This is a genomic window from Corynebacterium riegelii (genome assembly GCF_001263755.1).
In the GTDB taxonomy this organism is placed as follows: Bacteria; Actinomycetota; Actinomycetes; order Mycobacteriales; family Mycobacteriaceae; genus Corynebacterium; species Corynebacterium riegelii.
Window position 1 is genome coordinate 2,184,305 of sequence record NZ_CP012342.1, and the last position, 24,999, is coordinate 2,209,303.

Genomic DNA, 24,999 nt, shown 5'->3' on the forward strand with positions numbered 1-24,999 from the left:
CATTTCACGCGGGGAGGGAACCGAGCCCGGCTGCACGCAGTCTAAAGAGGTATGAATGAAAAGCCTCACCGCGGGATGGACATACCTGCCGCGAACGCCCTTGTAGACAATGTTGACCCTTCGCGCCCTGGACTCTTTCAGCTGAGCCCCCATTACTGGGTGTCTAACCATGAGCTGCTGTCGCCGGCTTTGGCCACACACGTAGCCGCTTGCAATCCGCAGCGCATCCAGTATCTGGCGCCTGCGCGGCTACGTGCCGCCGCGCATGCTCTTGCACATCCAAATTTTGTGCTTACCGGCTTTGGCGCTTTGGCTCTTTATGGTCTCCCGTTTTTGGTGGAGGGATGCGATATTACGTTTCTAGCTGATGGTTTTTCACGCGCCCAGCGTGCCTCACTTTTGCAGCCAGGTGTAAGACGCGGCTCCATTCCTGGCCCTGATGTGTGGCTGGCGCGCTGCCGAGGGACCCGTGTCCAGGTGGCGTCTCCCGCGCTTGCCACGATGCAGGCGCTGAAGTTAGTAAGAAGAGGCACATCCAGGTGGCCCGTGGTCAGTGCCCCCGGAAAGGATGATGCGTTCACCAGGGCAGTTCAGCTTATCGACGCCACACGCCGCCACCTCCACGTCGACCCCACCAAAGTCCTCGCAGCTGGACAGCAACACATTGACATGCTGTGGCTCAGTTCAGTGATTGGCGCGTCATCTGGTTTTGCAGATTCTCCCAAAGAATCAGAGATGAGGTTGATCGCCCAGTTCTTGGCGGATAAACATGGGCTTTTGCTGGAAGAACAGGTAACGATCTGGACGGAGGGTCGGATTGTTACCACCTTTGACCTTGTCCTCATTGACATGAAGCGGCGACTGACGGTTGGGCTTATGTATGACGGGGCGCATCACTGGGACAAGACGCAGCGAAACAAAGATGCGTCGATTAACTTGGAGGTGACGCTTCAGGGGTGGACGCCGCTGCGGTATTCAGATGAAACGCTGCCGCAGATGTACGGGCAGCTGGATCGATTGTTCCAGGCGAGCGGTGGGTCAGTGCAGTAATTTCCCGAGCACGTGTCACATCTTGGGGAAATAGATCTCGGAATGCAGTGATTTGGGAATCGCTGCATCGCAAGAGACTGAGAGGCTAGATCAGCGGTTGGCCTTTTTGCTCGGGCAGCGAAAAAGCTGCCGCGCACGCAACCCCGAACGCCACTGCGAAGACCCCGAAGACGGCGATTTGGCCGCCGAAGGCAAGCACCGGCGGCACCATAAGTGGGGCGAGGATGGAGCCGACGCGCCCGAAGGCGGCGCCGGCGCCGGTGCCGGTGGCGCGGATCTCGGTGGGGTAGAGCTCCGGGCCGATGGCGTACAAGGCTCCCCAAGCGCCCAGGTTGAAAAACGACAACAAGCAACCAGCCGCGATGATCTGCCACGGCGCACTTGCCAACCCGTACAGCAGGGCAGACACCGCGGACCCGGCCAAGAACGCGGACAAGGTCACGCGCCGGCCCCACACCTCAATCAACCAGGCGGCCGCTGCGTACCCGGGCAGTTGCGCAAGCGTGATAATCAGCGTGAAGGCAAAGGAACGCACAAGGGTGAAACCCTGCTCCACCAGCAGGGACGGGATCCAGATGAACGCCCCGTAATAGGCAAGGGAGACGCAGAACCAGACGGTCCAGAAGGCGGCGGTGCGGCGTCGTAAAGCAGGGCCCCAAATGCCTCCCTCGATGGGTTCCGGAACTTCTGCAACCACCGGCTCCGCATGGGTGGCTTGGGCCTCGAAGGAGCGCACGATGGCCTCCGCCTCCTCGTGGCGGCCCTTGGACTCCAAGAAGCGCACCGACTCCGGCAGGCCAAGGCGCACGTACAGCGCGTACAGCGCCGGCAGCGCGCCAAGCGCCAGGCCGTAGCGCCACCCGTTGTCGCTGCCAGCCACCACAAATGTGCCAATCAGCGCCGCCATGATCCAACCCAGCGCCCAAAACGCCTCCAGGATCACCACCATGCGCCCGCGCACACGCCTTGGGGAGAACTCACTGACCAGCGTCGACGCCACCGGCAACTCACCGCCAAGGCCAAGGCCCACGATGAAGCGCAGCACCATCAACGCCCCCACGGATGTAACCAACGCCGAAGCGCCCGTGGCCAGCCCATACAGCAGCAGCGTCGCGGCGAACACCTGACGGCGGCCGATCTTGTCGGCCAACAGGCCCGCCAGCGACGCACCCACCGCCATGCCGATGAACCCCACCGACGCTATCCACGACGTAGTGGACTTATCCAAGTCCCAGTGCACGGCAAGCGCGGCGATGATGAAGGACACCAGGCCGATGTCCATGGCGTCAAGCGCCCACCCGATGCCGGAGCCAAACAACAGGCGCTTGTGCTTCGGCGTTACGGGCAGGCGGTCAAGGCGTTGGGTGCGTGTTAGTTCGCTCACCCGCCAAATTGTGCCTTAAAGCCCTTCAAACGTAGTGAATTAGATACAACAAACACTGAAGAAAACGCCATGGCGATGCCAGCCAGCATCGGATCCAGCCAGCCGAGCGCCGCAACGGGGATCAGCAGCACGTTGTAGGCGAACGCCCAAAACAGGTTGCCTTTGATGGTGCGCAGGGTGCGTCGTGCCAGGTGGATGGCGTCTACGGCGGATCCCAGCGAGTCGTGCATGAGCGTGATGTCGGAGGCTTCGATTGCTACGTCGGAACCGGCGCCCATGGCCATGCCCAGGTCGGCGGTGGCGAGGGCTGCGGCGTCGTTGACGCCGTCGCCAACCATGGCCACGCGTTTGCCTGCCGACTGCAAGGAGCGCACCACGTCCACCTTGTCCGCGGGCAGGACGCCGGCGGTGACTTCCTCGATGCCCACCTCGCGCGCCACAGCCTCGGCCGCGCCCGCGTTGTCGCCGGTGACCAGGTGCGGGGTCAGCCCCATGCGTTTGAGTTCAGCCACGGCGGCCGCGGAGTCGGCGCGCACGGTGTCGCGCACCGCGATCACGCCGATCGGCTCGCCGTTACGCTCCACGGCAACGGCGGTTGCGCCCTGGGCTTCCGCGGCGTCGAATGCGGCAGCCAGTTCGCCCAGGTCCCTGGTGGGGCGGCCGACGTGGATGCGGTGGCCGTCGATACGCGCAGAGGCTCCGATGCCGGGCTCCGCCACGAAGTCGGTGGCCTCGGCAGGCTGGGTACCTGCGGCGATGGCTTGGGCGATGGGGTGCTCGCTTTGCTTCTCGACGCCCCCCGCCAAGCCCCACACCTCATCTTCTTCCCACCCACGCGCCGGGTACACCCCGGTGACCTGCATTTCGCCAGAGGTTACGGTGCCGGTCTTGTCCAGCACGATGGTGTCCACATTGCCCGTGGATTCCAGCGCCTCCGGCCCCTTGATCAAAAGGCCGAGCTCCGCGCCGCGGCCGGTGCCCACCAGGATGGCGGTGGGGGTGGCCAGGCCGAGCGCGCACGGGCAGGCGATGATCAGCACGGCAACCGCCGCAGTAAACGCCTGGGTGACGCCCTGGCCGGCGATCAGGTGGCCAACCAGCGCAAGCAGCGCCACCACGATGACCGTAGGCACGAAGACTTGGGAGATCTTGTCCACCAACCGCTGCACGGGTGCTTGGGAGGATTGGGCGTCCTTGACCAGCTGCGCCATCTGCGCAAGCGTGGTGTTTTCGCCCACGCGGGTGGCTTCAACCACCAGGCGGCCGGACGTGTTCAGCGTGGCGCCGGTAACCACGGCGCCCTCGGTGACCTCAACAGGCACGGACTCGCCGGTCAACAGCGACGCATCAATAGCGGAGTTGCCGCTGATCACACGTCCATCCGTGGCCACCTTTTCGCCGGGGCGCACCACGAAGTGATCGCCCACGCGCAGCTCAGCGATGGGAACGCGGACCTCCACGCCGTCACGCAGCACGGCGGCGTCTTTGGCCCCCATGTCCAACAGGTTGCGCAACGCCTCGGAACTTCGCCCCTTTGCGCGGTGCTCAAACCAACGCCCCAGCAGCAGAAACGTGATGACAACGCATACCGTCTCCAAATAAATGTGGTCGCTGCCATCAAAAAATAGCGCCCAAATGGACCACCCGTACGCCGCGGTCGTACCCAGCGTGATCAGGGTGTCCATGGTGAAACTGCCATGGCGCAGATTGGTCAACGTGGCGCGGTGGAACACGCTGCCGGCGCTGAAGTACACCAGCGTCGTCGCAGCAAACGCCGCCCACTGCCAGTTGGCAAACTGCATCGTCGGGATCATGGAGACCAGCATCACCGGCAGCGACACAATCGCAGACCACACGGTGGTGGTGAGGAGGGGGTCGGTGGAGGGGGCGCCGGCTGCGTCGTCAAGCAAAGGCTCTTTGTCTTGGACCACAAACGCGTCATAGCCTGCGCCGCGGACCGTGGAAAGCAGCTGCTCAACATCAACCTTCGACGGGTCATAATCAACCGTGGCGGTCTCGGTGGAGTAATTCACCGCCGCCTCCACGCCGTCGAGTTTGTTCAACTTGCGCTGCACGCGCGACGAGCAGGACGTACACGTCATGCCCGTGACGCCAAGCTCGATGTGCGTCATCGGTTAAACCAGTTTGTAGCCGGCCTCTTTGACCGCGGAGGCAATGGCCGCATCATCGAATCCGTCGCCCTCAACCGTCACGGCACCACTGACGTGGTCCGCCTTTACCGCGGTCACGCCGACGATCTCAGCGATTTCCTCCTGCACGCTCAACTCGCAGTGGCCGCAGGTCATGCCTTCTACCTTGTAATTTTTTGTAGCCATGGCGCCAGCCTACTCATTTGTGAGCGTATAGCCAGCTGTGGCAATTGCCTGCAGAATCTCCTCGCCGGAGAAGTCCTCACCGCTGACGGTCAGGCGGCCGTTTTCCAGGTCAACGTCTACGGTGTGGATGCCGCGTACAAGCTGCACCTCATCAACAAGCGAGTCCACCGCAGCTTCAGTCGACGGGCCGGAAATGCTGTAATTTTTGGTCATTATTTTGTACTTTCCCCAGGTTATGCCCGGGTGGGAATCTCGGGCACGTTGATACGGTTGAAGTAGTTGGCACCTTAACAAACCAATGCGAAGGAGTATGTAATGAGCACGATCGATGTAACCGAGGACACGTTTGAGGCCACTGTTAGCGAAGGCACCGTTTTCGTTGATGCTTGGGCGTCCTGGTGCGGACCGTGCCGCCAGTTTGCGCCGGTGTATGAGAAGGTTTCGGAGGCTCATCCGGATGTGACCTTTGCCAAGCTGGATACGGAGGCGAATCAGGGTCTTGCGGCGGCGCTTGAGATCCAGGCGATCCCGACGTTGATGGCGTTCCGCGACGGTATTTTGGTGTTCCGCAACGCCGGCGCGCTTCCGGAGGCTGCCTTTGCTGACCTGGTTGATCAGGTCAAGGCTTTGGACATGGATGAGGTCCGTCGCCAGATTGAGCAGCAGCAGGCGGGCGAGTAGTTTCCGTACACTCGGTGGGGCATTCTTGCTTATCGACGAAAGGTGTCCCCCATGGCTAACCCATTTACCAAGGGTTGGAAGTACATGATGCAATCGTTTGACTCGAAGATCGACGAAAATGCAGATCCTCGAGTGCAGATTCAGCAGGCGGTTGCACAGGCGAAGAAGAATCATCAGGAGATTTCGCAGCAGGCTGCGTCGATTATAGGCAACCGCAATCAGCTGCAGATGAAGCTGGAGCGTCTGATTAAGTCCCAGGAGGACCTGCAGGCGAAGACGCGCACGGCACTCCAGGCGGCCGATAAGGCCACGGGTGCTGGTGACGCGGAGAAGGCGCAGCAGTTCAATGCGACTGCGGAGGTCTTGGCGTCCCAGCTTGTGTCTGTGGAGCAGGAGCTTGAGCAGACGAAGCAGGCGTACGCCTCTGCTGAGCAGGCGGCGCGTGAGGCGCAGGCGCACCAGAAGCAGTCGGAGGCGCGTCTCCAGGAGCAGCTGGCGCAGGTGTCGCAGCTGGAGAGCCAGCTGAACCAGGCGAAGATGCAGGAGCAGACCGCCAAGACGATGGACTCCATGCAGCAGTTCGGTGCGGACGATAGCGTTCCCATCCTCGACGGCGTGCGCGACAAGATTGAGCGCCGCTACGCCAACGCGCTGGGAGCGCAGGAGTTGGCGAAGGATTCGATGACGGACCGCATGGCGGAGATCGAGTCCGCTGGCACTGATCTGGCGGCGTCGAGCCGTTTGGAGCAGATCCGCGCGTCCATGGCGGGCGAGCTTGAGGCCGGCTCCGGTTCTGAGGGCGCTTCCGGGAACGCAGCGCCGGAGGCTATCGAGGCGCCGGAGGATACCGACGTGGCAGACACCGACGTGTCCGACGCGGAGGCGTATCTCAGCGCCGACCCTGACAAGAACTAGCCGCCAAAACTAACCGCTAAAACTCAAAGCGCCGCGGTGGGCACGAATCCCACCCGCGGCGCTTTTTGCTATGCGCGGCTCTGCGACTAGTCGCTGCTAGTCGCGGCGGATGTTGATGAGGACGCCGCGGATGCCGGAATGGAAACCGTCGCGAAGATTCACGCGCTGGGTTTCACTCAGTGTGTATTCGTGCAGCGTTTCGCACGCGAACTGCAGCAACGGGCGGTCGATCTCGGGCGGCAGGCCACCGCCGGAGAGCATGTGTGCCTTGTCGCGCTGCTCCATGGTGGCGGCGTTTTCGAACCACCACGCCGCGTACTGTTGGCCCACGTCGTAGGGGGTTTGGAAGCCTGCGGAGGACCAGACTTCCTCCGGGAGCGGCACGTAGCGCGAGCGCAGCTTCCGGCGCGGCGCCATCATGGACGGCTTCGGCGTGGGCTTTGGGGCCGGCGTCGGCACGTCGGAGGCCTCTGGGTTGCTCAAAGTCTGGTTGCCAGGCTTGTTGGCCTGGTTGGTGGCTTCGACTTCGGCTTCGGTTGGCTCGTCGTCGCAGTCCGTGGCGCGCTCGGAGTCGTCTGCGCACTCGGCTTGTGCCGGCTCGGCCTGTGCTGGCTCAGTCTGTGCCGGCTCATCCTGCTCGGCCTGCCTGCGGGCTGCCTTGGCGACGATCGCCGGAGAAGGCTCAGGCGCCGCCTCTTCCTCGTCCGGCGCACGCAGCGGGTCGGGGCCCAGGCCGGGCACTGGGGTGGGGCCGTTGTCTTGGTCGACCGGTTCAGCGTCGTTAAGCGGGCGCTCCCTGATGCATGGGGGGAGCGGGCCTTCGAGGACTTGCAGCTGCATGGAGTCGGCGAAGTCCTCGCGGGGGTCGATGATGGTGGTGGTGTCGCAGGCGTGGCGCAGGGCAGAGGACATGGAGTCCCAGCCGAAGCCGTAGAGGTGGACGCGGACGCCCATGTCGCTGGCTTCTTGGACGCCGGGGATCATGTCAGCGTCGCCAGACACGAGCACGAAGTCACTGAACTGTTCGCGCGTGGCGTTGAGTACTAGGTCTGCGACGAGGCGGGTGTCCACGCCTTTTTGGGTGCGGCGTTCGCCCCATTCGATGAGTTGGCCGGTGCGCAGTTGCACGCCGGCGCAGGAGCGCAGGGACCGTTGGTAGCGGTGTGGCCCAGAGTCGGGGATGCCGTCGTACCAGTATTGGCGGTGGACGGGTTGGTTGAGTTGTTGGGTGATCATGGTCCCGAGGGTTGCTACGACCTCGGGGAGGTCGATTTCTAACTGTGCGCGGGCGCCGATTTCCCACGAGTTGTAAAAGCTCGCAAGCAGGTAAGACGTGTCGACGAACACCAGTGTGCGTTCAAGCATGGCTCCTAAATTCCGATTCTTTTCGTTACTAACTATGAATTGCCCCACCAGTCTGCCTGAAAATGTTGTTTCATGCTTGCGTCTTGGGCGAAAAACTGTTAGATAGTTAGTTACTGCAGTAACTAACCAACTACCCCGGCGGAGGGTCGCATGAATTCGGAGAGTGAGCCGCTCTTTGTGCAAGTGGCGCGCTTTGTGGAGGACTTGATTGTGGATGGCTCGTTGCAGCCCGGCGCCCAAGCCCCTTCAACAAACCAGCTCGCCCAGTTCCATGAGATCAACCCCGCTACGGCTCGTAAGGGGCTCTCTTTGCTTGTGGACGCTGACGTGCTCCACAAACGCCGCGGCCTCGGCATGTTTGTCAACGAGGGTGCTCGTGAGCGCATCATCCAGCTGCGCCGCGACGTCTTTGCTGGCGAGTTCATTGCCCCGCTGATTGATGAGGCCGTACGCCTGGGCTACTCCCGCACCGACCTGCACGACCTGATTGACCGTGTTGCAGAAAGTAGAGGCATGTATCAATGACAAGGGTTACCGCACGAAATCTTCAGCGCTCCTTTGGCAAAAAGGTGGTGCTGGGTGGCGTTGATTTTGACTTAGGCCCCGGTATCCATGGCCTGCTCGGCCGCAATGGTGTGGGCAAATCGACCCTACTGAGCGTGATTGCGGGGCAGTTGAGGCCGGGTGGGGGAGACGTGGGCGTCGATAAGCAAAAGCCCTATGACAACCCCGCGGTGATGGACCGGACTGCGCTGACGGGTGTCGATGTGGAATATCCGGTGTCGTGGAAGCTGCGAGATGTGCTGGCGGCGGCTGCGCTGCGGTACCCGGGGTGGGATCAGTGGCTCGCCGATGAGCTGGTGGAAGATTTTGGCCTTGACGGGACATTGCGGGAGCGCTACGGCAACCTTTCGCGTGGTCAGCGCGCGATGACGGGCATTGTGGTGGGGTTGGCCTCGGCGGCGCCGCTGCTGCTTTTAGACGAGCCATACGTCGGCCTAGACACCCACAACACGCAGGTGTTTTACCGGCATTTGCTCGAGCAGGCCGACTCCGGCCGGACCATCATCATGGCAACCCACCATATTGAGGACGCCGCTCGCATTCTTGACTCCGCCCTGATCTTGGGGCGCGACGGGCGCATTGCCGCGCACCTCACCCCCGAGGATGCTGATGCTTACCAGGTGGTCCTCGGGGAAACCCGGACGCTCATCCCTGTCGGCGAGCCTGCGCCGGCCGGGACCCGCACGCGTGTGGCTGGTTTTGATGACCTGATTGCAACCCACTTGGAGGCGAGCTAAATGTTCAGGCTCTTCTGGCATCAGTTCAAGGCTGGCCCATGGTGGCGGTTTTTCGTGATGCTGCCGATTTTTGGCACATTTTTCCTCAACATCACAGACAGTCAACTGGTTGCGCTCACCCAGCCGGTGATCGCCGCGGTGATTTGGTGGTTGGTGTTTTTGCCTGATGGGGATTTCGTGCAGGCATTCGGGCTAACACGCCAGCAGGCACGTCGCACGTTTATGTTCGGCGCGGTTCCGGCGGTGTTGCTAACAGTGGTGACGGCGCTCATCTCGCGTCAGGACGCAATAGGGATCCTCGGTGCCGGCCTCGGGATACTCACTGTTGTCGCCTTTTTTGAAAACGCACTGCCAAACGGCGAGCCGAGGGCGCGAAATCAGCGCGGTGCTGGCCTTCGCGTTTGGGGAAATTCACTCACGCTCAGCCTGTTTTGGGCGCGCCCGCTTCTGTGGGCCGCAGGTGCCGGCGCACTTGTTGGCCTGCTGTATCCGCTGGGCGGGTATATAGGCAACGAGACGGTGCGTGAGCTCATCGCCGCAGTGCCTGTCATTGTGCTTTGGTTTGCGCTCTTTCAGGAAGCCGGCCTCCTGCCCGCGACCGCCCGCAGCTTGGGCTTAACTAGGAAAGCTTGGGCACGCCAGGTGGTCTTGGTGTCGCTGGGTGTGAGTGCCGTTTTTGGCTTGGTTGCCGGGAGCATCTCTTTGCTTATCGACGCCCCGTTAACCCCCATCCTCGCCACCACCGCAATCACCGCCTTCGTGTGCTTGGCGTCGCATGCACTTATGCCAAGTTCTGAGTTCTTCGCGATGGTCGTGCCCTTCATCTTTTTCTTCCCAACTCGACTCATGCTGGATGTTGTAGATCAAGGGGCTATCGCTGAAGAGGGTATGGCGGTGATCGGATTGGGCGGCGTGGTGCTGGTAATCGCGCTGGTGTCCATGGGGTTGTACCTCACGGGCCGCGTATCACTCGCCCCACGCAGCGAGCGATTCTCTGCCGTAGTGGGCGCGAACTAAGAACGTGCAAACTGGGCATTAAACGTGAGGTTATGCGATCAAGAAAGCAGCATCTGACCTGCGGATTTGTGTTGTGTTGTGGGTGTGTGTAACTTAGTTCCAGTCAGCGAGACCGACAACGCCCCGCTGGAGAGCTGAAAGAGTTTCTCTGGTTTGTGTGGCGGGCAGGAAAACGATCGCTGGGACTCCGCTTCTTTTGATGCTCACTGTTGTGGTGGGTTGATGGGTGTGCGTGTGTTGTTTGAGAACTCGATAGTGTGCCAATGCATTTTGTTTGTGGAATGTTGTTGTGTGTGCCACGTGTTGTGGTGTGTGCCGGTTGGTGGTGTCATGAATCTTGGATGGTGGCATTGTCTGTTTCGGTGCGTCACATGGTGATGTTTTGCTGAAAATGTTGTTTCTTGGTGTTTTTCCTCGTCGGATGGCCAAGAAACGGATAGTAATTCAAGGATTTTATTTTTAAGCCAGGCTGACATTGCATGCTTTTTGGTGTGTTGTGTTGGTTGGTTTGTTTTTGGTTAGGTATTGGGCTTTTCACGGCCTGTTTCTGCTGAAACGTTTTTGTGGAGAGTTTGATCCTGGCTCAGGATGAACGCTGGCGGCGTGCTTAACACATGCAAGTCGAACGGAAAGGCCCAAGCTTGCTTGGGTACTCGAGTGGCGAACGGGTGAGTAACACGTGGGTGATCTGCCCTGCACTTCGGGATAAGCCTGGGAAACTGGGTCTAATACCGGATAGGACCACTTCGTAGTTGTTGTGGTGGAAAGTTTTTTCGGTGTGGGATGAGCTCGCGGCCTATCAGCTTGTTGGTGGGGTAATGGCCTACCAAGGCGTCGACGGGTAGCCGGCCTGAGAGGGTGTACGGCCACATTGGGACTGAGATACGGCCCAGACTCCTACGGGAGGCAGCAGTGGGGAATATTGCACAATGGGCGGAAGCCTGATGCAGCGACGCCGCGTGGGGGATGACGGCCTTCGGGTTGTAAACTCCTTTCGCCAAAGACGAATTTTTGACGGTATTTGGAGAAGAAGCACCGGCTAACTACGTGCCAGCAGCCGCGGTAATACGTAGGGTGCGAGCGTTGTCCGGAATTACTGGGCGTAAAGAGCTCGTAGGTGGTTTGTCGCGTCGTTTGTGGAAGTCCACGGCTTAACTGTGGGACTGCAGGCGATACGGGCATAACTTGAGTGCTGTAGGGGAGACTGGAATTCCTGGTGTAGCGGTGAAATGCGCAGATATCAGGAGGAACACCGATGGCGAAGGCAGGTCTCTGGGCAGTAACTGACGCTGAGGAGCGAAAGCATGGGGAGCGAACAGGATTAGATACCCTGGTAGTCCATGCCGTAAACGGTGGGCGCTAGGTGTGAGTCCCTTCCACGGGGTTCGTGCCGTAGCTAACGCATTAAGCGCCCCGCCTGGGGAGTACGGCCGCAAGGCTAAAACTCAAAGGAATTGACGGGGGCCCGCACAAGCGGCGGAGCATGTGGATTAATTCGATGCAACGCGAAGAACCTTACCTGGGCTTGACATACACCGGATCGCTGCAGAGATGTAGTTTCCCTTGTGGCTGGTGTACAGGTGGTGCATGGTTGTCGTCAGCTCGTGTCGTGAGATGTTGGGTTAAGTCCCGCAACGAGCGCAACCCTTGTCTTATGTTGCCAGCACGTGATGGTGGGGACTTATGAGAAACTGCCGGGGTTAACTCGGAGGAAGGTGGGGATGACGTCAAATCATCATGCCCCTTATGTCCAGGGCTTCACACATGCTACAATGGTCGGTACAACGCGCAGCTACCTCGTGAGGGGACGCGAATCGCTGAAAGCCGGCCTTAGTTCGGATTGGGGTCTGCAACTCGACCCCATGAAGTCGGAGTCGCTAGTAATCGCAGATCAGCAACGCTGCGGTGAATACGTTCCCGGGCCTTGTACACACCGCCCGTCACGTCATGAAAGTTGGTAACACCCGAAGCCAGTGGCCTGTCAAAAGGAGCTGTCGAAGGTGGGATCGGCGATTGGGACGAAGTCGTAACAAGGTAGCCGTACCGGAAGGTGCGGCTGGATCACCTCCTTTCTAAGGAGCTTTATGTTTAACCCACAGTTGTGGGTGGTGGTGGTTGATGTCGCCGAGTGTGTGACTGCCACTAGTTGTTTTTTAAAAAGAATCCGGGTGGATGCATACCCCACACCAGAAGGTGGTGTGGAACGCAATATCGGGGTATCGCACAGTAATCATTTTCTACAAGCGTTTGTATGTGTTGGCATGCTGTTGGGTGTCTGGGGCAACACGAATGTGTGTGTTCCTCACTGCCTCATGCTGATGTGTCACCTGGTTTGGGTGGTGTGTTGGTGTGTGGGTGTGGTGTGTGAGAACTGGAGAGTGGACGCGAGCATCATGCATCTGGATGCTGGCCTTGTGGGTTGGTGTTTGGGTGTGTGTTTGTTTTTCTGTTTTTTCTGTTTTTTGTTTGTTCTTAGTATGTGTATTTCGTTTGTGGTCAAGGGCGTACGGTGGATGCCTTGGCATGCTGAGCCGATGAAGGACGTGTGAGGCTGCGTTAAGCCTCGGGGAGTTGCCAACTAAGCGTTGATCCGAGGATGTCCGAATGGGGAAACCTGGCACCAGTTATGTGGTGTTACCTGCAGGTGAATCTATAGCCTGTATGGGGGTGAACGCGGGGAAGTGAAACATCTCAGTACCCGCAGGAGAAGAAAACAATTGTGATTCCGTTAGTAGTGGCGAGCGAACGCGGATGAGGCTAAACCATGTGTGTGTGATACCTGGCAGGGGTTGCGCATGTGGGGTTGTGGGGTGCATCGTAAGTTATCTGTCAGTGACTTGCTTGATGTGGTTGTGTCAGCGGAAGCGCCTGGGATGGTGCACCGGAGAAGGTGATGAGTCCTGTACGCGAAGACATAGCTGCGTTGGGTGTATGTGTTTTCCCCGAGTAGCAGCGGGCCCGTGAAATCTGCTGTGAATCTGCCGGGACCACCCGGTAAGCCTAAATACTCAGTGTGACCGATAGTGGATAGTACCGTGAGGGAATGGTGAAAAGTACCCCGGGAGGGGAGTGAAAGAGTTCCTGAAACCGTGCGCTTACAATCCGTCAGAGCACCTCGATGTGTGTGATGGCGTGCCTTTTGAAGAATGAGCCTGCGAGTCAGCGGCATGTCGCGAGGTTAACCCAGTCTGTGGGGTAGTCGTAGCGAAAGCGAATCCGAAATGGGTGTTGTTAGTGGCATGTCCTGGACCCGAAGCGGGGTGATCTACCCATGGCCAGTGTGAAGCAGCTGTAAGAGGTTGTGGAGGCGCGAACCCACTTAGGTTGAAAACTGAGGGGATGAGCTGTGGGTAGGGGTGAAAGGCCAATCAAACTCCGTGATAGCTGGTTCTCCCCGAAATGCATTTAGGTGCAGCGTTATACAAGCTTGCTGGAGGTAGAGCTACTGGTTGGTTGAGCGGGACTATCATCTTAGCAATGTCAGCCAAACTCCGAATGCCGGTTAAAAGTGGTGTATAGCAGTGAGACTGTGGGGGATAAGCTTCATAGTCGAGAGGGAAACAGCCCAGATCGCCGGTTAAGGCCCCTAAGGGTGTACTAAGTGGAAAAGGATGTAGGATCGCGAAGACAGCCAGGAGGTTGGCTTAGAAGCAGCCACCCTTGAAAGAGTGCGTAATAGCTCACTGGTCGAGTGGTTCCGCGCCGACAATTCAGTGGGGCTCAAGTACACCGCCGAAGCCGCGGCATAGTTTTTACTATGGGTAGGGGAGCGTCGTGTGTGGGGTGAAGCATTACCGTAAGGGGGTGTGGACTGCACGCGAGTGAGAATGCAGGCATGAGTAACGAATGATACGTGAGAATCGTATCCGCCGAATGACGAAGGGTTCCTGGGTCAAGTTCGTCTTCCCAGGGTGAGTCGGGTCCTAAGGCGAGGCCGACAGGCGTAGTCGATGGTCAACGGGTTGATATTCCCGTACCCGCCTACACGCGACCAATGCTGAAGCAATGATACTAACCACCCAAAGCTACTGATATACGCACCCTTGTGGTGTGTGGTTGGTGGTGATGCGTGGGGCCTGATTTGTTGTAGGTAAGTGATGGGGTGACGCAGAGTGGTAGCCACGCCAGTTATTGGATTCTGGTGCAAGCGTGCAGCACGACAACATGGCAAATCCGGTTGTCATATGTGCAAGGCGTGATGCGTAGCCCATATATGGGTGATGGTGGTGATCCTGTGCTGCCGAGAAAAGCCTCTAGCGATGTGTGTAGACGGCCCGTACCCGAAACCGACACAGGTAGTCAGGTAGAGCATACTAAGGCGAGCGGGTGAACTGTGGTTAAGGAACTCGGCAAAATGCCCCCGTAACTTCGGGAGAAGGGGGACCCAAACCGGTAGCTAACACATGCGGTTAGTGTGCTGGTGTGGGTCGCAGAGAAGAGAGGGGAGCGACTGTTTATCAAAAACACAGGTCCGTGCGAAGACGGTTAAGTTGATGTATACGGACTGACGCCTGCCCGGTGCTGGAAGGTTAAGAGGACCTGTTAGACCCTTTTGGGTCGAAGCGGAGAATTTAAGCCCCAGTAAACGGCGGTGGTAACTATAACCATCCTAAGGTAGCGAAATTCCTTGTCGGGTAAGTTCCGACCTGCACGAATGGCGTAACGACTCCCCTGCTGTCTCAACCACAGGCCCGGTGAAATTGCAGTACGAGTAAAGATGCTCGTTTCGCGCGGCAGGACGAAAAGACCCCGGGACCTTCACTACAGCTTGGTATTGGTGTTCGGTGCGGTTTGTGTAGGATAGGTGGGAGACGTTGATACAGCCACGCCAGTGGTTGTGGAGTCGTTGTTGAAATACCACTCTGACCGTAGTGGATACCTGAACCTTGGCCCATGATCTGGGTTGGGGACAGTGCCTGGTGGGTAGTTTAACTGGGGCGGTTGCCTCCCAAAATGTAACGGAGGCGCCCAAAGGTTCCCTCAGCCTGGTTGGCAATCAGGTGTTTAGAGTGTAAGTGCACAAGGGAGCTTGACTGCGAGACTTACAAGTCGAGCAGGGACGAAAGTCGGGACTAGTGATCCGGCACCTACTTGTGGATGTGGTGTCGCTCAACGGATAAAAGGTACCCCGGGGATAACAGGCTGATCTTCCCCAAGAGTCCATATCGACGGGATGGTTTGGCACCTCGATGTCGGCTCGTCGCATCCTGGGGCTGGAGTAGGTCCCAAGGGTTGGGCTGTTCGCCCATTAAAGCGGCACGCGAGCTGGGTTCAGAACGTCGTGAGACAGTTCGGTCTCTATCCGCCGCGCGCGTTGAAACTTGAAGAAGGCTGTCCCTAGTACGAGAGGACCGGGACGGACGTACCTCTAGTGTGCCAGTTGTTCCGCCAGGAGCATCGCTGGTTGGCTACGTACGGAAGGGATAACCGCTGAAAGCATCTAAGCGGGAAGCCTGTTTTAAGATGAGGTTTCATTATAGGTGCCCTATAGACTATGGGGTTGATAGGCCAGAACTGGAAACACAGCAATGTGATGAGGTGACTGGTACTAATCCACCAACACAAACAACAACACAACAGCAAACACTGAATGTAACAGTGACTGTCGCGTCCACTTTCCGGTATCTGACACACCACCCCTTGTACATAACAGGTAGTGGAACGCCATTACATGGCCCCCAAGATGTGTCGGTGGTTGATAGCGGCAGGGAAACGCCCGGTCCCATTCCGAACCCGGAAGCTAAGCCTGCCCGCGCTGATGGTACTGCACTCGGGAGGGTGTGGGAGAGTAGGTTACCGCCGACCCAACAACTTCAAAACATGATCACACAGCCCGCCTGCCACACACACGTGGTAGACGGGCTGCTTTTTGTGTGTTTGTGCCCCCCGAATCCTGCTAGACGATAACGAAAAGACACCCACAAAACCCCAGGTCGAATGTGTACACACACGGCCGGAAACAACGTATCGACTAGCAGATAACGACTAGCAGCGATTCGGTTGCCCGGGGAGGGAGTGTCACCCGAGAGAGTCGGTAGGGAAGCTGGCCCTCAGATCTACACGCTGAAGGAGCGAGGCTCGCCGGTTAGGGGATCGGTGAACGCAAGTCCCGTGCAGCGCAGGCGCATTGGGGTGGAGAAGTCTTCGGCGCCGGCTGGGAGGAGGGTGGGGTAGATGGTGTCGCCAAGAATGGGGGCGGCTTCTGCCATCATCTGCAGTCGGAGCTGGTGCGTACGCCCAGTAATCGGGTGCAGCACGTAGCGGGCAAGCGGCGCATCCACCCCGTACAGCCGCTGCAGCTCCCGCTCCTCAGAAGCTCCAAGCCGGGTCACCGAAGCAACCTCAGTATGTGAGTTCGGCTCTAGGCCCGCCACTATGGAACCAGCTGGCTCGCCGGCAACCTTCACCAGGTGGTGCGACCACTCGGTGGGTGCCGCTACATCCACATAGGGCGCGATCGCCTCATACATTTTGTCTACTTCGCGGCGGGCGAAGAGTTCTTGGTAGGGGCCGCGGGCGTGGCGTCGTTTAGTAAAAAGCAAAAGCCCCGACGTGCCGCGATCCAGCCGGTGAGCTGGGGTGAGCTCCTCGTTTCCCGTGGCGCGGCGAAGGCGCACGGTGGCGGTTTCGGTGATGTGGGAGGCGCGGGGCATCGTCGCTAAGAAGGGCGGCTTGTCCACAACCAGGATGGTGTCGTCCTCAAACACCGTGCGGACCTCGTAGGGCACGGGGGTTTCGGGGGCGGGGCGTCGATAGAAAAAGACGTCCGTGCCAGGGGCCAGCCACTCATCCGGGCTAATTGCAGTTGCGTCACGACGCACCACCAACCCCTCCCGAAAGCGCTCCTCAACAGCAGAAAAGTCATCCTCCGGGTGACGGTGGCGCTGGGTGGAAACCAAATGCCACACAAAATCAATCGCGCGCACCCCCGGGCCCTCGGGGACGCGGGCGCGCGAAGCCCCCAACCCGCCCTGAGGAGGCAACGGGGGTTCAGTTTTCCGTTTCGCGCGCGCCATGTTGTAGTACATTATCGGCCATGGATCTTGCAGCAATACTTGAACCAGTACTGGCATTCTTCCGCGAAGGTGTGGGCAAAGGCATCGCCGATATTCTCGCGGCACTCTATGACCTGTTCTACCCGGCAAACTCGGAACCCGCGCACCCCGTGGAGCTGCCGAAGTAAGCTGGAAGTAACAGCGTAGAGAGGGAAAGGATCGGTTCATGTCCGAGGAAGAAGAAGTACGCGGCACCGACATTGTTGTTGCAGTAGACGGCAGCCCGGCATCAAACAACGCAGTTCGTTGGGCAGCTAACGCGGCGGCCAAGCGCAATGTGGCGCTGCGCCTTGCGTCCAGCTACACCATGCCGCAGTTCCTGTACGCAGAGGGCATGGTCCCGCCGCAGGAGCTTTATGATGACCTGCAGCGTGAAACCATGCAGAAGATCGATGACGCTCGTGCGCTCGCACTTGAGGTTGCGCCTGAGTTGCGCATTGGTCATGCTGTGGCGGAAAGCTCGCCGATTGACATGCTGTTGGAGATGTCTCGTGAAGCCGGCATGATCGCCATGGGCTCGCGTGGCCTCGGCGGCCTGTCTGGCGTGATGCTTGGTTCCGTCTCCGGTGCTGTGGTTTCCCACGCGTACTGCCCAGTTGTGGTGGTGCGTGAAGATAACGCGGTGACCGAGGCGAACAAGTACGGCCCGGTTGTTGTTGGGATTGACGGCTCTGAAGTCTCCCAACGTGCCGCTGAGGTTGCGTTTGAAGAGGCGCAGGCCCGCGGTGCGGAGCTTGTTGCGGTGCACACGTGGATTGATACACACGTGCCGGCCCCGGGTGCTGGCTTCGCCATTACAGAGGACCGTTGGCAGGAGGTTCACGACGAGCAGGCGGAGCTTTTGGACAACTATCTGCGTGAAGTTGGCGAAAAGTTCCCGGACGTTGAAGTCAAGCGCGTGATCACCCGCGACCGCCCGGTGCGTGCTCTGACGGAAGCCGCAGAGAACGCGCAGCTGCTGGTCACGGGCTCGCACGGCCGCGGCGGCTTCAAGGGAATGCTGCTTGGTTCCACCTCGCGTGCGCTGCTGCAGTCGGCGCCGTGCCCGATGATGGTCGTGCGATATAACGCATAGAAGGGCATAATGGGGTCCTGGAAAAGTAAACACAACGTTTATCTGTGAAAGGACCTCAAAACTATGACCCCCACTCTTGGATTTCTTGGCTGGATTATTATCGGCGGCTTGGCCGGCTGGGTAGCCTCGAGGATTCAAAACCGTAATGCCCAGATGGGCATTGGTTTGAACATCCTCGTTGGTATTGTCGGCGGCCTGATCGGCGGCTGGCTGCTTACCCTGGCTGGTATCCAGGTCTCGGACCGAGGCTCTATCTTTAGCTTCCTCACCTGCCTGTTGGGTGCGGTGGTGTTGCTGTGGATTGTGAATAAGGTTTCCGGCCACAAGAAATAGCCACAAGAAATAGCGCTTCACCTATTTGGGAATTCCCCCGGGCTGCTTGAAAAAGTAGCTCGGGGGAATTTATTTGTTGGCGCCCATTGCGCGATTTGCCACCCGGGGTAGTATGAACGTACCGGTTTGTCTATATGAAAGGGAGACGTAGGTGGCATCCTCAGACGCGGCAAAGAAGAAGCCTGCTCCGCGGCGTCGTAATCGGCCGAGCCCGAGGCAGCGCCTTCTAGATGCGGCGACGAAGCTTTTCAACGAGGAGGGCATCCGCGTCATCGGCATCGACCGCGTGCTGCGCGAAGCAGACGTGGCCAAAGCCTCCCTGTACTCCCTGCTCGGCTCCAAGGACAACCTGGTGGTTGCGTACCTTGAGCGCATGGATGAGCAGTACCGCCAGCGCTGGCAGGAACGCGCCGACCAGGCGGCGGACCTGGATGGAAAAATCCTTGTCTTTTTTGACATGGCGATTGATGAGGAGCCGGAGAAGAACTTCCGCGGCTCACCCTTCTTCAACGCGGCAACGGAATACCCGCGCCCGGAGACAGAATCCGAGAAGCGCATTGTGGAAACTAGCCTGGACCACAGGCGTTGGATGCACTCCACGCTCACTCGCTTGCTCACGGAGAAGAACGGCTACGACTCTGCTGCGCAAGCAGATGAACTGCTGATCTACTTAGACGGTGGCTTGGCGGGGGCAAGGTTCACCCAGAGCGTGACCCCATTGGAGAAGGCCCGCGAACTGGCCAAGAACGAACTCGGCGCGCCGCCTGCGGACTATTCGATCTAGTCCTGCTCGCTGGGCGGCTCGCCAGCCTGCTCGCTGGCTTTTTGCTCTTCGCGTTCCTTCTTACGCAGCAGCGCAAGTTCGCGCCTGGCCGCTGAGCGCTCGCTCTCCAGCGTTTTCTTCCGCTGCTTTTCGTCGCGTTTTTCTTGCTTGCGCGCCCGTTTAGCGTCGCGAATTTCGCGGTGGATGCGGCCGGCTTGGGTGGGGTTGGTGAGGGTGGATGCGCGGAGGCGCAATAAAGCAGACTTATGCTCCTTGACCTCGGCGCGCTGCGTGCGGTACTTCTCACGCGCCGCGGCCTGGGCCTCAATGTGGATGTCGGAGGCCGGCATTGTGCGAACGGCCAACGCCCAAAGCGTGACCGTCTGCACGGTGGTGAACAGGTTGTTGCCCACCCAGTACATGAGCAGCGCGATTGGCACCGGGCCAGTCAGGCCGGAGAGCAGCAGCATCACGGCGACGAACGGCACGAACCAGTACAAAAAGTAGTAGCTGCGGCGCGTGAAGGTGTTCGCCCACTCCAACATCGTGCGGTTGCGTGCCTGGTTGATCAGCAGGTTTCCGGAGGTAAACACCGCGGCCATGATGACAAACGGCAACGCCACCTTCAGCGTGGCCTCTTGGGTGGTGCCAAGGAAGGCGAACTGTGCCTCATCCATAGACACATAGGCAGACAAGGGCACGTGGAAGAAGGTGGTGTCGCGGAAGGAAGCGATCTCCGCGTCTGAAAGCACGCCGATCTTACGGCCCGCGGACGCATCCGGAACGGACATCCACTGCAGCAGTCGATACAGGCCAAGAAACACCGGCACCTGGACAAACACCGGCACACACCCGGCGAGCGGGTTATAGCCGTGGTCTTTTTGGATCTGCTTGCGCGCGTCTTGCTCGGCTCGCAGGTCCTCCACATCGGTGGACTCGCCGTACTTGCGCTGCACCTCTTCCAAGTGCGCACGCATGAGGAAGGCGCGCCGCGTACTGGAGATGGTTTGCCACGCAAAGGGCAAAATCAGCGAGCGTACGGAGATCACTAGCAGAAACACCGAGGCAACCCAGGCGGCGTTGGAGTCCGCGCCAAGCAATCCGGCCAGCAGCCAGTGCCAGAACTTCATCACGGCAGACACCGGGTACACGAGCATTTCCAGCATGTGCGTTAATGTTAGGCCATGCAATCGGCAACCACGGGAGCGGCAATGGGCGGGGCACCCCAACCGTTTTGGCCGGGTGAGAACTTGAGCGAGTACCTGGGGAAGAACTCCGGTAACAAGGCACGCAAACCTGCGCGCATCACCCCTGGCCAGATTATTGGTGAGGTGCTGCTGACCATTGGCGCGGTGCTGTTGCTCTTTGCGTTCTATGAGTCGTTTTGGACCAACATCGCCTCCGGCAAGATGCAGAATGAGGCGCAGTCACGGCTTGAAGAGGTATGGGAGGAAAACTGGGTCAACCCCCGCTCCGTCCACGCGCCTGCGGAGGGTGACGCCTTTGCCCGCATGTACATTCCCTCCTTTGGCCCGGATTACCGCTTCGCCATCATTGAGGGTGTGGATCCGACGGCGCTGCTCGCCGGCCCTGGCCGCTACCCCGGCACGCAGATGCCTGGTGAGCCCGGTAACTTCGCCGTAGCTGGCCACCGCGTGGGCAAGGGCGCGCCGTTTAATGACTTGGGCCAGCTCAATGCCTGCGACGCAATTGTGGTTGAGACCCAGACCCAGTGGGTCACTTACCGGGTGCTGCCGATGGAGGGGGATGCGGAGCTTCGTCGCTTATCGACGTCCACGTGCCTCCCACCCGACCTCAACGAACGCATAGCAACCGGCGACTATGCCTCAGTGCTTGGACGGCACATCACGCTGCCGAACGACATCAACGTGGTCAACCCCATGCCGGAAACCCCGTCGACGGAAGTTATGCCGGGCATGGAGTCCATCTTGACGCTGACCACGTGCCACCCGCAGTTCTCCAACAAGGAGCGCATGATTATCCACGCGGTGAAGACGGAGGCGGTGCCGAAAACCCCAGACGGCGAGGGTGCGCTGCCCGCCGCCATGACTGAAAGGCGCTAGGACATGTACTCATACCTGTGGAACAAACTGCCCGGCACCCCGCCGGTGAAATGGCTGATCACCATCGTGATTCTGGTGGCGGTGTTCCTGCTGCTTATGAACGTGGTGTTTCCCTGGGTGTCCTCGTTCATGCCGTATAACGACGTTGCTGTTTAGATCCAGCGGGGTACTGGCGGGATCCAGGTTTGGAAGCGGGTGAGGAGGTTGGCGGGAGCGTCGTCAAGCAGTAAATGCTCCCGGTCCGTAGCCCGCACAAAGCCCTGGCCAACCATGTGATCCACCATGGTGGCAAGCGGGCGCCAGAACTCGGTGCCCAGTAGGCCGATGGGGATGGGGTTGAGGCCGAGTTGTTGGGACGTCCAGGCGTCGAAAAGTTCGTCGAGGGTGCCCACGCCGCCGGGGAGTGCGATGATGCCGTCCGCGAGTTCGCTCATGCGGGTTTTGCGCTCCGCCATGGTGCCAACCAGCTCAAGTTCATCTAGCTCGTCATACTTAAGCTCATAGTTAGCCAGGTGCGTGGTGAGCACGCCGTGGGTGCGACCACCCGCGTCATGCGCGCCGGCGGCAACCTGTCCCATCAGTCCCAGCTTGGAACCGCCGTAGACCAGGGTGATGCCGGCCTCTGCAAGCGCCTTGCCAAGCGCGTAGGCCAGTTCGCTCGTGGCGGGGTCGGTGGCGTCACGGGCGCCAGCGAAGACGGCGACCGCCTTGAGTGTGCGCGGGCGAAGCGCCGGGAAGATACGGGTGGCAAGCAGCGGTGCAAGCTCATAACCAGCGGTATCTGCCGGGTGGATCCAGTCCACCTCAGCAATCTCGGCGGCCGGCTGCGGATGGACACCCATGCGATCAAGCACGCCGGCTGGGGCGGCGAACACGGTCGAGGTCACCGTATGGCCGGGCTCGTTGGAGGCCTCGGCAGAAAACCGGCCCAGGAACCCAAGCTGGTGCCTATCCAGGTCCACGCCAACCTCTTCGAGCGTTTCGCGCAGTGCGGCATCCAGCGGGGATTCGTCGGCCTCAAGCTTGCCGCCGGGCAGCTGGAAGCGGGGGCTGGACTTTTTGCGCACGCACAGCACCGCGCCCTGGGGGTTGCGGATCACCACGGCGGCGACGCGGATTTCTGGTTGAGTCCCTGGTTGAGTCACAGTCCTAGGTTAGCGATAACTTGCTCCGCAACAAGCTGTGCTTTGACGGATTCGTTCTGGTTGGTAAACACCACTACTGCCGTGTTGCCGTGAGCTACGGCGTAGCCGGCACCGAGGCGGCCGGGCACGTCGCCGCCGCCGTGGCGTCCGCCGTTCCACCCTTCGGGCTGGTCGGCGGGCGCGGTGGTGTCAATCGGCATGGCCCAGTCCACCACCGTCATCGCTTCTTGGGCGGTGGGCATGCGGCGCACAAACACGGTCAGCTGCGGTTCTGGGGGATAGGACCAGTATTGGCAGGCGGGTGGGTTGAAACGCTCGTCAATGCCCACGCCGGTGACGCGCTGGCCGTTGGTGTCTGCCACCCACTGCGTGTCCAGGTAGGGGCAGTCGACCCAGCCGTTGCGGTCTGTGCCCGGCAGTGCGTCTAACGGCAGGCCGTCGCCGGCGGGAGATTCGACACCTTCCGGTGCGTCGGTGGCATCCGGCGCACCCGGCGAACCGGGGTTGTCGCCGCCCGCGCACCCCGCCAGGGCCGCGCACAGGAGCAGGGTGGGTAGTCTCAAACGCATGAGCTCCAGACTAGTGATGTTGGAGCGGGACCCCGCAGACATCCCAGACAACAAAGCTATTGACTCCGGCGTGACCGTCTTGGCTGTGAGTTTGGTGCTGGTGTCCCTGCTCGCGCTTGCTCGGATGCCGCTGAATGAGGCGTTGCTGCACATTGTGCTGGTCACCGCGTTTTCGTTCCTGTTGTTCTACGGCATGGTGGAGATGCCGCGGTGGGGCACGTTGGGCAAGCTGGTGTGGCTCAGTGCGGTCACGGCGGTGTGGATTTCAGACATGACCATCTCGCCGGTGGCCATCTACTGGGTGTTTCTGCTGTTCTTTGTTTCCCTGCGTGCGTTCAATGATTGGCGGGGTTTGCTGTTTGTGGCCATTGACCTGGCCATTGCCATCATCTTCCAGATCCCCACCGGGCTCACCCTCGGCGGCATTATGGGCCCGGCCCTGTCCGCCGTTGTGGTGGTGGCAATCAACTATGCATTCACCACCATCGGCAGGGTGAGCCGCGAGAGGCTTCTGCTTATCGACGAGCTACTGTCCACCCGCGAACAACTCGCCGAGTCCGAACGCGAAGCAGGTGTGGCGCAGGAGCGCGAACGCTTGGCGCACGAGATTCATGACACGGTGGCGCAAAACTTGTCCTCTATCCAAATGTTGCTGCACGCCGCCGAGCGGGACTTGGGCAACCTTGACGTGGCTGAAGAAGAGCTTGAACAGCCGCTGCGCCGGATGGAGGCGGCACGCCGGGCGGCGTCTAACAACTTGGCGGAGACTCGCGCGATGATTGCGGTGTTGACGCCGGCGGGGTTGCGCGAAGCGTCGATAAGCGAAGCTCTGGAGCGCATCGCCGCGGACTTTGCGCATGCCAGTGACATGGATATTCAGGTGGAAACCCACGGTGAGCCGCAGAAACTGCCCATGCGTGTGGAGGCTGGACTGCTGCGCATCGCCCAAGGCGCGGTGTCGAATGCCGTGCAGCATTCGGGCGCCAGCCGCGTACAGGTAACACTCACACACGAGCCTGAGGAGATCCGCCTGGACGTTGTGGATAACGGCGTGGGCTTTGACGTTGCAGCGCAAGCCGGCAAACCCGCAGGTCTTGGCCACCTGGGGTTGGATGCGATGCGTTCGCGCGCCGCGGAACTTGGCGGGGAGCTGACCATTGAGTCCGCGCCGGGCGGGCCGACAGCAATCTCCGTGGCGGTGCCTGTGGACGGTGCTGTAGATAGTTCGGACTAGACAGTTAGGATGATGGCATGATTCGCGTGTTACTGGCTGATGATCATGAGATTGTGCGCCTTGGCCTGCGCTCTGTGTTGGAGCAGGCAGACGACATCATGGTGGTTGGTGAGGTAGCCACCGCGGAAGGCGCAATTGCCACGGCTCAGGCCGGGGGCATCGATGTGATCCTGATGGACCTGCGTTTTGGTGCTGGCCCCCAGGGCACCCGCGTGATGACGGGGGCGCAAGCCACCGCCGCCATCCGCAGCTCCCTGACCAACCCGCCAAAGGTGCTGGTGGTGACCAATTACGACACGGACGCTGACATCCTCGGCGCCATCGAGGCCGGTGCGGTGGGCTACATGTTGAAAGACGCCCCGCCGGAAGAACTCCTCGCCGCCGTCCGATCCGTCGCGGGCATGGATGAAAGCGTTGCGGATGGCGCCGCGGGTGAGGCGGTGCCGATGTCACCAACCGTGCGCGACAAGCTGGCTACGCGTGAGCGCACCCCGCGCTCCTCACTCACCCCGCGTGAGCTAGAGGTACTGCAGCTGGTGGCCGCCGGCTCATCCAACCGCGAGATCGGCGCGGAGCTCATGTTGTCGGAGGCCACGGTGAAAAGCCACCTTGTGCATATCTACGACAAGTTGGGTGTGCGCTCCCGTACTTCTGCCGTGGCGTCCGCCCGCGAGATGGGCGTGCTGTAGGTT

Annotated in this window: 23 protein-coding genes and 3 rRNA genes; 17 read left to right on the top strand and 9 right to left on the bottom strand. The window is 60.0% G+C overall.

The genetic code is table 11. The features are described from left to right. Window positions 1-51: 51 nt before the first annotated feature. Window positions 52-1,050: a hypothetical protein gene (locus AK829_RS12590; protein ID WP_157045355.1), complete on the top strand. Its 999-nt coding sequence runs from the start codon at window positions 52-54 to the stop codon at window positions 1,048-1,050. Window positions 1,051-1,135: 85 nt separating this feature from the next. Here the strand turns inward: AK829_RS12590 and AK829_RS10450 are convergent, their stop codons facing one another. Genes AK829_RS10450 through AK829_RS10465 form a run of 4 tightly spaced genes read right to left on the bottom strand, consistent with a single transcriptional unit; the run spans window position 1,136 to window position 4,983 of the window. Further along, window positions 1,136-2,434 (bottom strand): MFS transporter, encoded by a 1,299-nt coding sequence (locus AK829_RS10450; protein WP_052205775.1) that lies wholly within the window; start codon window positions 2,432-2,434, stop codon window positions 1,136-1,138. After that, window positions 2,431-4,566 carry a heavy metal translocating P-type ATPase gene (locus AK829_RS10455; RefSeq protein ID WP_052205776.1) on the bottom strand — a complete coding sequence of 712 codons (2,136 nt, stop codon included), beginning with the start codon at window positions 4,564-4,566 and terminating at the stop codon, window positions 2,431-2,433. Before AK829_RS10455 ends, AK829_RS10450 begins: the two co-directional genes overlap by 4 nt. A gap of 3 nt (window positions 4,567-4,569) precedes the next feature. Further along, complete coding sequence (locus tag AK829_RS10460; RefSeq protein ID WP_052205777.1) at window positions 4,570-4,770, bottom strand: heavy-metal-associated domain-containing protein; 201 nt, start codon at window positions 4,768-4,770, stop codon at window positions 4,570-4,572. A 9-nt stretch (window positions 4,771-4,779) separates the two neighbouring features. Next, complete coding sequence (locus AK829_RS10465) at window positions 4,780-4,983, bottom strand: heavy-metal-associated domain-containing protein (RefSeq protein ID WP_052205778.1); 204 nt, start codon at window positions 4,981-4,983, stop codon at window positions 4,780-4,782. A 102-nt stretch (window positions 4,984-5,085) separates the two neighbouring features. On the opposite strand from AK829_RS10465, the gene AK829_RS10470 reads away from it, so the two are divergent. Together AK829_RS10470 and AK829_RS10475 are read left to right on the top strand one after the other, a co-directional pair. Beyond that, complete coding sequence (locus tag AK829_RS10470) at window positions 5,086-5,451, top strand: thioredoxin family protein (protein WP_052205779.1); 366 nt, start codon at window positions 5,086-5,088, stop codon at window positions 5,449-5,451. 51 nt (window positions 5,452-5,502) lie between these two features. Further along, window positions 5,503-6,366: a PspA/IM30 family protein gene (locus tag AK829_RS10475; protein ID WP_052205780.1), complete on the top strand. Its 864-nt coding sequence runs from the start codon at window positions 5,503-5,505 to the stop codon at window positions 6,364-6,366. A 96-nt stretch (window positions 6,367-6,462) separates the two neighbouring features. Here AK829_RS10475 and AK829_RS10480 read toward each other — a convergent pair whose 3' ends face one another. Continuing rightward, complete coding sequence (locus AK829_RS10480; RefSeq protein ID WP_052205781.1) at window positions 6,463-7,731, bottom strand: NYN domain-containing protein; 1,269 nt, start codon at window positions 7,729-7,731, stop codon at window positions 6,463-6,465. Window positions 7,732-7,881: 150 nt separating this feature from the next. Here AK829_RS10480 and AK829_RS10485 point away from each other — a divergent pair, with 150 nt between their 5' ends. The 6 genes from AK829_RS10485 (at window position 7,882) to rrf (ending at window position 15,854) form a co-directional block, all read left to right on the top strand. Further along, window positions 7,882-8,256, top strand: coding sequence for a GntR family transcriptional regulator (locus AK829_RS10485; protein ID WP_052205782.1), 375 nt, complete (start codon window positions 7,882-7,884; stop codon window positions 8,254-8,256). Then, complete coding sequence (locus tag AK829_RS10490) at window positions 8,253-9,032, top strand: ATP-binding cassette domain-containing protein (RefSeq protein ID WP_052205783.1); 780 nt, start codon at window positions 8,253-8,255, stop codon at window positions 9,030-9,032. The genes AK829_RS10485 and AK829_RS10490 overlap by 4 nt, the downstream gene beginning before the upstream one ends. Then, entirely contained in the window at window positions 9,033-10,049 is a 1,017-nt protein-coding gene (locus AK829_RS10495) for a hypothetical protein (RefSeq protein WP_052205784.1), read from the top strand. Window positions 10,050-10,609: 560 nt separating this feature from the next. After that, a 16S ribosomal RNA gene (locus AK829_RS10500) occupies window positions 10,610-12,121 on the top strand. 414 nt (window positions 12,122-12,535) lie between these two features. Next, window positions 12,536-15,620, top strand: a 23S ribosomal RNA gene (locus AK829_RS10505). 116 nt (window positions 15,621-15,736) lie between these two features. Next, a 5S ribosomal RNA gene (rrf, locus tag AK829_RS10510) occupies window positions 15,737-15,854 on the top strand. The 16S, 23S and 5S rRNA genes sit together here, the layout of an rRNA operon. 251 nt (window positions 15,855-16,105) lie before the next feature. On the opposite strand, the gene AK829_RS10515 is transcribed toward rrf, so the two are convergent. Continuing rightward, window positions 16,106-17,065: a pseudouridine synthase gene (locus AK829_RS10515; protein ID WP_052206514.1), complete on the bottom strand. Its 960-nt coding sequence runs from the start codon at window positions 17,063-17,065 to the stop codon at window positions 16,106-16,108. Between the two features lie 20 nt (window positions 17,066-17,085). On the opposite strand from AK829_RS10515, the gene AK829_RS12700 reads away from it, so the two are divergent. The 4 genes from AK829_RS12700 (at window position 17,086) to AK829_RS10530 (ending at window position 19,296) form a co-directional block, all read left to right on the top strand. After that, a complete protein-coding gene (locus AK829_RS12700; RefSeq protein WP_168156370.1) occupies window positions 17,086-17,232 on the top strand; it encodes a hypothetical protein in 147 nt (48 codons plus the stop codon). Between the two features lie 38 nt (window positions 17,233-17,270). Then, on the top strand, window positions 17,271-18,179 hold the full coding sequence (locus AK829_RS10520) for a universal stress protein (protein WP_052205785.1): 909 nt from the start codon (window positions 17,271-17,273) through the stop codon (window positions 18,177-18,179). Between the two features lie 63 nt (window positions 18,180-18,242). Continuing rightward, window positions 18,243-18,512 carry a GlsB/YeaQ/YmgE family stress response membrane protein gene (locus AK829_RS10525; RefSeq protein WP_052205786.1) on the top strand — a complete coding sequence of 90 codons (270 nt, stop codon included), beginning with the start codon at window positions 18,243-18,245 and terminating at the stop codon, window positions 18,510-18,512. 151 nt (window positions 18,513-18,663) lie between these two features. Beyond that, a complete protein-coding gene (locus AK829_RS10530; protein ID WP_052205787.1) occupies window positions 18,664-19,296 on the top strand; it encodes a TetR/AcrR family transcriptional regulator in 633 nt (210 codons plus the stop codon). Here the strand turns inward: AK829_RS10530 and yidC are convergent. Continuing rightward, window positions 19,293-20,441 carry a membrane protein insertase YidC gene (gene yidC / locus AK829_RS10535; protein WP_052205788.1) on the bottom strand — a complete coding sequence of 383 codons (1,149 nt, stop codon included), beginning with the start codon at window positions 20,439-20,441 and terminating at the stop codon, window positions 19,293-19,295. The two genes, AK829_RS10530 and yidC, sit on opposite strands and share 4 nt — an antisense overlap. Window positions 20,442-20,459: 18 nt before the next feature. Between yidC and AK829_RS10540 the strand changes: the two genes are divergently transcribed. Continuing rightward, entirely contained in the window at window positions 20,460-21,359 is a 900-nt protein-coding gene (locus AK829_RS10540; protein ID WP_052205789.1) for a class E sortase, read from the top strand. 3 nt (window positions 21,360-21,362) lie between these two features. After that, entirely contained in the window at window positions 21,363-21,515 is a 153-nt protein-coding gene (locus AK829_RS12705; protein WP_198147764.1) for a hypothetical protein, read from the top strand. On the opposite strand, the gene AK829_RS12835 is transcribed toward AK829_RS12705, so the two are convergent. Both AK829_RS12835 and AK829_RS10550 read right to left on the bottom strand, forming a co-directional pair. Continuing rightward, window positions 21,512-22,504, bottom strand: a complete 993-nt coding sequence (locus tag AK829_RS12835; protein ID WP_083439838.1) for a TIGR00730 family Rossman fold protein — start codon at window positions 22,502-22,504, stop codon at window positions 21,512-21,514. The genes AK829_RS12705 and AK829_RS12835 overlap by 4 nt on opposite strands. Further along, the gene (locus tag AK829_RS10550; protein ID WP_052205790.1) at window positions 22,501-23,073 is read right to left on the bottom strand and encodes a DUF2020 domain-containing protein; all 573 of its coding nucleotides are present in this window, start codon (window positions 23,071-23,073) and stop codon (window positions 22,501-22,503) included. Before AK829_RS10550 ends, AK829_RS12835 begins: the two co-directional genes overlap by 4 nt. Between AK829_RS10550 and AK829_RS10555 the strand changes: the two genes are divergently transcribed. Beyond that, entirely contained in the window at window positions 23,072-24,307 is a 1,236-nt protein-coding gene (locus tag AK829_RS10555; RefSeq protein WP_052205791.1) for a sensor histidine kinase, read from the top strand. The genes AK829_RS10550 and AK829_RS10555 overlap by 2 nt on opposite strands. A 17-nt stretch (window positions 24,308-24,324) precedes the next feature. Next, entirely contained in the window at window positions 24,325-24,996 is a 672-nt protein-coding gene (locus AK829_RS10560) for a LuxR C-terminal-related transcriptional regulator (RefSeq protein WP_052205792.1), read from the top strand. Window positions 24,997-24,999 lie beyond the last annotated feature (3 nt).

What these genes read in the sequence shown, in the direction of transcription:
- AK829_RS10480 (WP_052205781.1), bottom strand. Translation starts at nt 7,731, where the DNA reads ATGCTTGAACGCACACTGGTGTTCGTCGACACGTCTTACCTGCTTGCG.
- yidC (WP_052205788.1), bottom strand. Translation starts at nt 20,441, where the DNA reads ATGCTGGAAATGCTCGTGTACCCGGTGTCTGCCGTGATGAAGTTCTGG.
- AK829_RS10515 (WP_052206514.1), bottom strand. Translation starts at nt 17,065, where the DNA reads ATGGCGCGCGCGAAACGGAAAACTGAACCCCCGTTGCCTCCTCAGGGC.
- AK829_RS10555 (WP_052205791.1), top strand. Translation starts at nt 23,072, where the DNA reads ATGAGCTCCAGACTAGTGATGTTGGAGCGGGACCCCGCAGACATCCCA.
- AK829_RS10550 (WP_052205790.1), bottom strand. Translation starts at nt 23,073, where the DNA reads ATGCGTTTGAGACTACCCACCCTGCTCCTGTGCGCGGCCCTGGCGGGG.
- AK829_RS12705 (WP_198147764.1), top strand. Translation starts at nt 21,363, where the DNA reads ATGTACTCATACCTGTGGAACAAACTGCCCGGCACCCCGCCGGTGAAA.
- AK829_RS10475 (WP_052205780.1), top strand. Translation starts at nt 5,503, where the DNA reads ATGGCTAACCCATTTACCAAGGGTTGGAAGTACATGATGCAATCGTTT.
- AK829_RS10495 (WP_052205784.1), top strand. Translation starts at nt 9,033, where the DNA reads ATGTTCAGGCTCTTCTGGCATCAGTTCAAGGCTGGCCCATGGTGGCGG.
- AK829_RS10520 (WP_052205785.1), top strand. Translation starts at nt 17,271, where the DNA reads ATGTCCGAGGAAGAAGAAGTACGCGGCACCGACATTGTTGTTGCAGTA.
- AK829_RS10455 (WP_052205776.1), bottom strand. Translation starts at nt 4,566, where the DNA reads ATGACGCACATCGAGCTTGGCGTCACGGGCATGACGTGTACGTCCTGC.
- AK829_RS12590 (WP_157045355.1), top strand. Translation starts at nt 52, where the DNA reads ATGAATGAAAAGCCTCACCGCGGGATGGACATACCTGCCGCGAACGCC.
- AK829_RS10460 (WP_052205777.1), bottom strand. Translation starts at nt 4,770, where the DNA reads ATGGCTACAAAAAATTACAAGGTAGAAGGCATGACCTGCGGCCACTGC.
- AK829_RS10465 (WP_052205778.1), bottom strand. Translation starts at nt 4,983, where the DNA reads ATGACCAAAAATTACAGCATTTCCGGCCCGTCGACTGAAGCTGCGGTG.
- AK829_RS12700 (WP_168156370.1), top strand. Translation starts at nt 17,086, where the DNA reads ATGGATCTTGCAGCAATACTTGAACCAGTACTGGCATTCTTCCGCGAA.
- AK829_RS10525 (WP_052205786.1), top strand. Translation starts at nt 18,243, where the DNA reads ATGACCCCCACTCTTGGATTTCTTGGCTGGATTATTATCGGCGGCTTG.
- AK829_RS10560 (WP_052205792.1), top strand. Translation starts at nt 24,325, where the DNA reads ATGATTCGCGTGTTACTGGCTGATGATCATGAGATTGTGCGCCTTGGC.
- AK829_RS10540 (WP_052205789.1), top strand. Translation starts at nt 20,460, where the DNA reads ATGCAATCGGCAACCACGGGAGCGGCAATGGGCGGGGCACCCCAACCG.
- AK829_RS10470 (WP_052205779.1), top strand. Translation starts at nt 5,086, where the DNA reads ATGAGCACGATCGATGTAACCGAGGACACGTTTGAGGCCACTGTTAGC.
- AK829_RS10485 (WP_052205782.1), top strand. Translation starts at nt 7,882, where the DNA reads ATGAATTCGGAGAGTGAGCCGCTCTTTGTGCAAGTGGCGCGCTTTGTG.
- AK829_RS10490 (WP_052205783.1), top strand. Translation starts at nt 8,253, where the DNA reads ATGACAAGGGTTACCGCACGAAATCTTCAGCGCTCCTTTGGCAAAAAG.